The sequence below is a fragment of the Gordonia aichiensis genome, from assembly GCF_039946255.1.
Lineage (GTDB): Bacteria > Actinomycetota > Actinomycetes > Mycobacteriales > Mycobacteriaceae > Gordonia > Gordonia aichiensis_A.
Genome location: NZ_JBCDWL010000031.1, coordinates 1 through 8,415 on the forward strand (window position 1 = coordinate 1; position 8,415 = coordinate 8,415).

Below are 8,415 nucleotides of genomic sequence, written 5' to 3' on the forward strand. Positions count from 1 at the left end.
CCTCGTCGCTCACGTCCGGGCCGGCGCCACCTTCAAAAACGGCGAACTCGTCGAACCCGGCACCGCCTCACCCGACCAGCAGGAGGCTGCCTGAAACAACCTCATCCACAGATCTTGACAATATCTCGCGGATCGGCGGATGCGCCGAAGGTGGTGTGGGCATTGGACTTTCAGTTTGACTCGACCGTGGATGGCAAGAAAGTCAAGATCGCATCAATGGTCGATGAACACACCCGGATGTCGTTGCTCAACATCGTGGATCGCTCGATCACCGCCGACCGGTTGGTCGAGGAATTGGAGAAGACCTTCGCGATCTGGGGTGGCCCACCCATGGTGCTACGCATGGACAACGGCCCTGAGTTCATCTCAGAGGCGCTCCAGGCGTTCTGTGCAGGGTCGGTAGGCATCTCCTATATTCCGCCCGGCACGCCGTGGAACAACGGGTTCATCGAATCGTTCAACAACCGGCTTCGCGACGAGTGCCTGAACCGCAACTGCTGGCCCACCCTGCTCGAAGCTCGCGTGGTGATCGACGATTTCAAACACGACCACAACCACCGGCACCGCCACTCGGCGCTGGGCTACCAGACCCCGGCCGAGTACGCTGCCCGATGCACCCACCAGCACCACCCTGTGGGCTGCGAGATCGACTGACCGACAGCTAGAAGAAACTGGCTCTAGAACTGCCTGGACCGGCTATCGGGGACCTGCCAAATCCGTTTGTTGCCTCTTCCAAGTCGAAGTCGGCTCGCAAGCAGTCGAACCAAGCGTTTGTCCGTGGGTTTCCGACCTCGTTGTCTTCGGCCCCGGCGTCAACTCCCCATAGTGCGTATGACCAGCGCTTCAGGACGGTGGTTCGACTCTCACCGTATTGGTCCAGCATGTCGCCGTCGCCAGTGACAAGTGCAAACCCGAGGCGTTCGAAGACGCTCCACTGCTGTTGTAGACGGGAACCGCGGGTGTTGCTGGCGCGAGCCCAGTTCAGGAGCGAACTGTACCTATCGGTGAGAGTTGGGCAGGTCACGAGAGTTCCTGAGGATGATTGTTGGTGCAGCCGGTGGCGGTGCCAGGCCATAGTTGCGGGAGCGAGGGCCCGGCACCGCCGCGTTCAGCTCAGCGACTGGTAGAAGGCGGATTCGAAGTCGAGGTACCTGCCGAAGGATGTGGCGTCCCCGAACGGGAGGATCTGGGTTGCCCAGAAGCCCCCGTATCCATTCTCACGGTCGATCCAGTAGAAGAGGTTCGCCAAACCGGCCCAACCTAACCCGCCTGCGGGTCGGCCGGTTGGGGCCTCCTCGTTGTTGAGCATGAACGGCAGTGACCAGGACTTCGAGACTCCTGGAAAGAATTCGGCGTCGTTCGACAGCTCGGGTATGACACCGGGGAGTGCGGTGACCGGCAGGGGCCCTGTGTGGTTTTGCACCGCGTTCTGTACGGTTTCCGGTTTGAGAACTCGTCCATGTTCGCCCAACCCATCGTTGAGCCACATCCGGATGAACTTCATGTAGTCGGACACCGTGCCGTAGAGACCGTGCCCACCCATGTGGACATCGGGCGGGGAGGGCAACTCGAAGTCCATCGGCGTCAGGGAACCGTCTGCGTTGCGGGCGTGCATCTGCGCGAGTCGGTTGCGGTGATTGTCGTTGAGTTCGAAGCTCATTGCCTCGATGCCGAGCGGCTCGAAGATGCGGGTGGCAAAGACTTCGCCGAGTCGCTGCCCGGTGATTCGTTCGATGACCTGGCCGACCCAGTCGATGTTGGAACCGTACTGCCAGCGTTGCCCGGGATCGAAGAGAAGCGGCGTTGTGAGCGCTTCTTTGGTCGCGGTGATCACGCTGGGCTGGCCGTAGCTGTCTGCGAGCTCACGATAGTTGTCGTCGAAGAAGTCGTAGCCGAATCCCGCTGTATGCGTGAGTAGTTGGCGGGTTGTTACCTGACTCCGAGGCGGTCTGAGTACTGGCCCGGAGCTGCCGATACGCTCGAGTACTTGCAGCTCGTTCAACTCGGGAACGTAGTCGCCCGCAGGGCGATCGAGATCGAGCCGGTTCTCTTCCACCAGCTGTAGTGCGGCGGTCGCAGTGATCGCCTTGGTGGTGGAAAACAGGGCGAACACGTCGTCGGTGGTAATTGCATCACCGTTGCTGTTGCGGCGTCCGGCGGCGTTGGAGTACACGGTACTGTCACGGTCGGTGACCATGGCGACCACGCCTGGGACACCCTGGTCTCCGGCGACTGCGCTATCGAGGGTCGCATCGGCCGACTGCTTGAATGCGGCGGCGTCAAGCCGCCCTACTACTGAAGTCATGACTTACTCCTATCAGACTGCGGGTCAGCGCAGGTCGAATCCCTTGTAACCGGCGGCGGCGGCCTCTTGTGTGCGCTCGCGATAGGCGCCAACTCCACCGACGTACGACAAGACCCGGCGAGGCTTGCCTGGAACGTTCGATCCCGTGTACCAGGAGTTGGTCTTCGAGATCAGGTTGGCGTCGGCAAGGGCGTCGTGGTGGTCGACCCAATCATCTTGTCCTTGCTGCGTGGGCTCCATGACAGCCTTGCCGTTCTCGCGCAGATGCAGGATTGCACCGGTGATCCACTCCGTCTGCTGCTGAAGGCAGGTCGTCATGTTGCAGAGGGCAGCTGATGGCGCCAGCGGCGCGCCGGTGGTGAAAAGGTTCGGATAGCCGTGGACCATGAGGCCCATTGTGGTGCGAATGTCGCGCGACCAGTCGTCCTTAAGGGAGCGGTTGTCACGGCCTCGAATGTCGATGCGAGTCAACGCACCGGTTCCGGCATCGAAGCCTGTGGCCATGATGATCACGTCCAACTCATGCACGGTGCCGTCCTCAAGCAGAATGCCTTCCGGGACGATGCGGCCAATCGGGTTGTCGCTGACACGGACTGCTTCGACGTTGGGACGGTGGTACACCTCGAGGTAGTCGGTTTCGAGGGGCACTCGGTGGGTGCCGAACCCATAGGCGGAGGGGATCAGCAAGTCCTCTAGTTCAGGATCGTTGAGCCGCGCACGCATCTTGTCCCGGACAAACTCCGAAACCTCCTCGCTAACTTGCTCATCGGAAAAGATCTCAGCGAACGAAGCGAGCCAGAGTTTGAGGGAGCCGTTGTCGTAGTCGGCTTCGAGCCGGGCTCGGCGCTCGGCCGGCGTCAGGTCTCCCCATGCGCTGGTGAAGTCGTACTCGAAACCGCTGAAGGTGTGGGGAAGGGTCTGCCGCAGTTCTTCGAAGCGTTCCTTGTAGCCATCGACCTCGTCCGGGCCGTAGCTGGGGTTCTTCATGGGCAGCACATACTGGGGAGTCCGGATGAACACCTTGAGGTGGTCGACGGTGTCGGCGATCGTCTGAATGACCTGAATACCGGTGGCGCCGTTGCCGATCACACCGACGCGCTTTCCCGAGAGATCGAGCTCTCCCCGTGGCCAACGTGCCGTGTGGAAGATGTCGCCGCGGAAGTCGTCCTGCCCGGCGAAGAGATTCGACATCGGCGCCGACAACATGCCGGTGCACGCGACCACGTACTGGGCATCGATCGTCTCGCCCGTGCTGGTGCTGACCGTCCACCGGCCAGTGTCGTCATTGAAGACCGCCGCTGTGATCGTCGTTTCGAATTGGATGTCCTTGCGGAGGTCGAGCGCGTCGGCAACGTAGTGGAACCACTGCTCGATTTCGGGCTGCTCGGGGAATCGGTGGCTCCAGCTCCAGTTCTTGTACAGATCCTCGCTGAACAGGTACTGGTAGATGTAGGCCTCGGAGTCAAATTTCGCACCGGGGTATCGATTCCAGTACCAGGTGCCTCCGACGTCGGTCGCGGCGTCGTATGCGCGGACCGTGAAGCCCTGTTCTCGTAACTGGTGGAGCTGGTACAGCCCGGCGACTCCAGCGCCGATGATGACTGCGTCGAGACTCTGAGCCGTCATAATTTGCCTCCTCGGTTGACTGTGACTGTGATCACTGTTCAACCTCAGTGTTGGCGTGTCTCAACCGACGTGACGTGTCCCAGTTTGGAACAAAACCTGACGCGACCGGACTCCGGCGGCCGTGTCAAATTGGGACACCCCACCCCCTCTCCAAGTGTTACATCATTCACAAACAAGCTGCGATGCGATCTGCAACACAGGAGACTTCGATGAGTTCATCCACGATGAAGGCGTTCGTCATGCCGGAGGTGGGCAAGACCGCGGTTGTCGACAAGCCAATTCCCGATCCCGGCCCGGACGACGTCATCGTGAAGACGACTCACGCGCTCATCTGCACCTCCGACGTGCACACGGTCGCCGGCGTCCTACCAGTGAACCCGGGCGTCACCCTCGGCCACGAAGCCCTCGGAGTTGTGTACGCAACCGGGTCGAATGTGACAGGTTTCGTGGAGGGTCAGCGCGTGGCGGTCAACGCGATCACTCCGTGTTTCCAGTGCCGCTACTGTCAGACCGGCTACACCAGCCAGTGCGGGGGTCCGCTCGGCGGATACAAGTACACCGCAGTCAATGACGGCAACCTCGCCGAGTATTTTGTGGTGCCACACGCGATGGCGAACCTCGCCCCATCCCCGATGCGGTGAGCAGCGAAGCGGCCGTTTATGCATGCGACATGCTGTCCACCGGCTTCATGGGCGCCGAGCACTGCCATCTCCGCATCGGAGACTCAGTCGCCATCTTCGCGCGGAGAGCTGTCGGCCTGAGCGCGACGATCGGCGCGACTCTACAGGGCGCCGGCCGCATCTTTGCGGTCGAATCGATTCCCCAACGACAAGCTCTCGCGAAAGCTTTGGGGCCACCGACATTATCGACTACAGCGAGGGAGATGCTGTGGAGCAGATCCTCGCCGCGACCGGCGAGGGTGTCGACGCCGCGATCGAAGCGCTCGGACTCCCCCAAACGTGGGAGGCATGCCTGCGCGTCACGAAGGCGGGCGGGCGAATCTCCAACATCGGCTACCACGGCGAGAACCCGAATCCCCTACAGGTACCGCTCGATGCGTTCGGCTTGGGAATGGCGGACAAGTCAATTCACTCCGGACTCTGCCCAGGCGGCAACGACCGAATGCAGCGGATCTTTGCGGTCCTCGGCACCGGGCGAGTCGATCCCACCTCGATGACCACGCATACGTTCAGCTTCGACGATGTCGAGAGGGGCTTCAAGCTGATGCAGACCAAAGAAGACAACGTGATCAAACCCCTGATCACGTTCTAGCTGACACACGGACCCACCTATCGGAGATCGGGCAGACGGATGAATACACCGGCATCGTCGCGGGCCACACCAAGGCAACGGCTCCGACCCGAGCGTCACCAGCCGCTCAGGTGCCGACACGAGGCTCAATCGACACCGCCGCCGCCGAAGGAATGGCGGAAAGACCTCCCAGCAATGCTGGACTTCTTCCGCACATGGGCTCGGTTCGGCGGCGGTTCCGCCGAGGGCATCTTCGTCACCTTCGGAGTGAGCGAACGCGAGTTCTTCCATCGCGTTTGGTCAATCCTCGACGACCGCCCGCCGCCAGCTCTGACCTGGAACTCCGAGTACGCGTCGTGGCGCAGGATCGCCAGAGTCCGGCTCGAGCGGGCGCGCTAGCACAGACAGGGGCTCGGCCGGTCATGCGCAAACACCCGGCCACGCGCCACCTGCGGATGCACAGGATGACCCATACGGGACCGGTGAACCGGGTTGGCACACCTTGGCCGGTCAGGGATCATTGCTAGTAGATATGTGCTCTGAATCACAGGAGGTGGTTGATTTGACCGATGACCCCGCCAACCGATTTCTGCGCACCGCCGCTGCTCGCGCGGACTTCCTCGAGAACGGCAAACCCGGTGCAGCGGGCGTACCCGACGTTGTTGCCGCGTCTTGGGAGCGCAGCCAGTCGGCGGGTGTCAGCGCGCATCGAGCGGTGCCGAGCTACACCGAAGACATCGACGCATCGTCACGACTGGTGCGCAGTGCCCGGCCGGTGCTCGACCAGCTAGGTGCCGACATCGCGGACATGGCGTTAGTGATTGCGCTCACCGACCATCGCGCCCGATTGATCCAACGCATCGACGTCTCCTCCGGAATGGGTCGCCTGCTCGATCGCGTCGAGTTCGCGCCCGGCTTCACCTACGCCGAAGACACCGTGGGCACCAATGGGGTGGGAACGGCGATCGAATCTGGGCAGGCCATCTCGGTCGTGGGCGCCGAACACTACTCCGAACATCTCCAGCAGTTCGCTTGTACCGGAGCGCCGGTTGTCGATCCCATCACCGGTCGACTCGAGGGAATCCTCGACGTGTCGACAGTCGCGCAGTCCTGGAGCCCACTCATGCACACCCTCGTCAAGTCAGCAGCCAACGACATCGCTCGCAACCTGCTCCTCGACCGCAGCCAGGCTCAGCAGGCACTCTTCGACACCTACCTCCGGACTGACGCTCGTTCCAGCAGACGAGCAGTATTCGGATTCGGCGAGTCGGTCACCATGGCCAATGCTGCGGCCCAGAAACTGTTTTCGCCGAACGAACAACTCGCTATCCGTGATCACATCACATTCATGATCGGCCGACGCAGCCACGTATCCGACACAGTCGTCCTCAGTTCCGGGCAACATGTCAACGTCCACGGCACCCGAATCGTGGCAGGTGGAGTCGCCGCCGGCATCGTCGCGATCGCAGAGTGCACCGAGCAGGAGCTACCTCCGAAGAGGGCTGGCAAGCCTGGGTTCGCTGAAGAGATTCTGCCCAACGTCGCCACCGCAACCGAACACACGCAGTCGATCGTGACTGACATGCGGTCGCGGTCCCGGAGAACGACCAGCCCGGACAGGTCCCCGGCATGGAAACGCGCCCGTGAGCAACTCGCCGACGCAATCGGCCGGCCCCAAGTGTCGCCTGTCTTGCTGACAGGCGAGGAGGGTACCGGACGCTTCACACTGGCGGTCGAACTATTCCACGCGCTCCATCCCCAAGCACGGAGCATCAGCATCGATCCCAGCGACCTCGCTCACGGCATTGACCCGGAAGGCGGCACACTCGGCGACATCGAGCCCACCAGCTTCACCCTCATCGTCGCCCGTAACATCAACGAACTCGACACAGTTGGCGCGGCAAACCTCGCCCGACTTCTCCACGATGCCGCTCTGCGAACCCGGGCGATCGCCGTCGTGGCCACCACCACCGAGCTAGACCTAGAGCAGCCCGAACCCTTCCACAACGTGCTCTCGCAGTTCGACACTGCCATCGGCGTCCCACCACTTCGGCTACGAACTGAGGACCTGCCTGCCATCGCCATCCGACTCGCTAGCGAGCTCGCGCCCACTCGCCATGTCCGTCTCTCCCGTGCGGCCGAACGGACCATCTGCACCTACGCCTGGCCGGAAAACATACCGCAGCTTCGAAGCGCTCTCGCACACGCCCTGAAGACCCGACCAGTAGGTGAAATTCAAGAAGTCGATCTCCCCCGCTACTGCCACACACGCGATACCGAGCGCCGCCTCAGCCCCGTCGAGATTGCCGAACGAGACGCGATCATCGAGGCTTTGCGCGTCCACCACGGCAATCGCTCCGCTGCGGCCGAGCACGTCGGAATGTCACGCAGCAGCATCTACCGAAAGATCAAGTTCTATAAACTGACCACCTAACCGAGAACGCCCGCAATTCTATATGAGCTGCGATCCAGACGTCACACGCTGCACCGACCAAGCTGTGCTGAGACAGTTCTCCCCCAGATGTTCGCGCGCGGGTAATGCGCGTTACGCCAGGTGGGCAGGCGCGGGCACCCGTCCGGCGCGAATCAACTAACCCCAGCAACCGGTTTGAAAGTGCCGACAGCTTCCGGTTATGTCGCTACGCCCGGCACGGGACATCAGGGCGGGCCCTGCGTGGGCGGTCCTCAGACAAGTTGGTCTACCTCGGCGAGGTGGGGACCGGATTCACCCAGCAACAGCGCCGCGAGATCGCCGTCCAGCTCGCCGCAGTGACCCACCCGGACCATCCGTTCACCACCAGGCACTTCCCTACGAGGGCCGAGGAAACGTAATTGGCGCTCTCGACCGGCATTCGACACACCCCGCGCCAGAGGCCATTTGACCTGTTAACTGCACTTATTCGAGGTTCGATTTAACCACTGATGGAGGCAGTTGAGTTGATGGACGATCTGAGCCGCAGCGTTTCGAGCATCGCGGTGGTCGCCGCGACCACGGCTCGCAAAGAAGAAGGTGCATCGGCTGTGGACGGAGGAGGGCCTGCAGGTGCGCCGGGCGCCGCGGCGCAAACGAGCCGGGCAATCGTCAGTGCCGATCGTGGCGGCGGATGCGAGGAATGATCAAGACCTGTGGATCTGGGAGGGCGTGCCTTCCCGCAGAATGATCCCGGTAGTCACTTGATCAAGTCAGCGTTGCAGCGCTGGCGGAAAGGCACGCCTCATGCTCACGGTAGTCA

At 62.0% G+C, this 8,415-nt stretch carries 7 protein-coding genes; 5 read left to right on the forward strand and 2 right to left on the reverse strand.

From position 1 onward, the window contains the following. Window positions 1-153: 153 nt before the first annotated feature. Complete coding sequence (locus AAFO60_RS20705; RefSeq protein WP_347958139.1) at window positions 154-654, forward strand: integrase core domain-containing protein; 501 nt, start codon at window positions 154-156, stop codon at window positions 652-654. Window positions 655-1,108: 454 nt separating this feature from the next. Here AAFO60_RS20705 and AAFO60_RS20710 read toward each other — a convergent pair whose 3' ends face one another. Together AAFO60_RS20710 and AAFO60_RS20715 are read right to left on the reverse strand one after the other, a co-directional pair. Further along, window positions 1,109-2,305, reverse strand: coding sequence for a serine hydrolase domain-containing protein (locus AAFO60_RS20710; protein WP_347958136.1), 1,197 nt, complete (start codon window positions 2,303-2,305; stop codon window positions 1,109-1,111). 24 nt (window positions 2,306-2,329) lie between these two features. Further along, the gene (locus tag AAFO60_RS20715; RefSeq protein WP_347958137.1) at window positions 2,330-3,931 is read right to left on the reverse strand and encodes a flavin-containing monooxygenase; all 1,602 of its coding nucleotides are present in this window, start codon (window positions 3,929-3,931) and stop codon (window positions 2,330-2,332) included. Window positions 3,932-4,140: 209 nt separating this feature from the next. Between AAFO60_RS20715 and AAFO60_RS20720 the strand changes: the two genes are divergently transcribed. From AAFO60_RS20720 to AAFO60_RS21035, 4 genes are all read left to right on the forward strand, one after another. Beyond that, on the forward strand, window positions 4,141-4,572 hold the full coding sequence (locus AAFO60_RS20720; protein WP_347958138.1) for an alcohol dehydrogenase catalytic domain-containing protein: 432 nt from the start codon (window positions 4,141-4,143) through the stop codon (window positions 4,570-4,572). A 247-nt stretch (window positions 4,573-4,819) separates the two neighbouring features. Next, the gene (locus AAFO60_RS20725) at window positions 4,820-5,203 is read left to right on the forward strand and encodes a zinc-binding dehydrogenase (RefSeq protein WP_344785675.1); all 384 of its coding nucleotides are present in this window, start codon (window positions 4,820-4,822) and stop codon (window positions 5,201-5,203) included. Window positions 5,204-5,744: 541 nt separating this feature from the next. Next, on the forward strand, window positions 5,745-7,616 hold the full coding sequence (locus AAFO60_RS20730) for a sigma-54-dependent Fis family transcriptional regulator (protein WP_344785673.1): 1,872 nt from the start codon (window positions 5,745-5,747) through the stop codon (window positions 7,614-7,616). A gap of 104 nt (window positions 7,617-7,720) precedes the next feature. After that, the gene (locus AAFO60_RS21035) at window positions 7,721-8,014 is read left to right on the forward strand and encodes a hypothetical protein (RefSeq protein WP_425553078.1); all 294 of its coding nucleotides are present in this window, start codon (window positions 7,721-7,723) and stop codon (window positions 8,012-8,014) included. Window positions 8,015-8,415 lie beyond the last annotated feature (401 nt).

Coding starts and splice junctions, on each gene's coding strand:
- AAFO60_RS20710 (WP_347958136.1), bottom strand. CDS start 2,305: ATGACTTCAGTAGTAGGGCGGCTTGACGCCGCCGCATTCAAGCAGTCG.
- AAFO60_RS20715 (WP_347958137.1), bottom strand. CDS start 3,931: ATGACGGCTCAGAGTCTCGACGCAGTCATCATCGGCGCTGGAGTCGCC.
- AAFO60_RS20720 (WP_347958138.1), top strand. CDS start 4,141: ATGAGTTCATCCACGATGAAGGCGTTCGTCATGCCGGAGGTGGGCAAG.
- AAFO60_RS21035 (WP_425553078.1), top strand. CDS start 7,721: ATGCGCGTTACGCCAGGTGGGCAGGCGCGGGCACCCGTCCGGCGCGAA.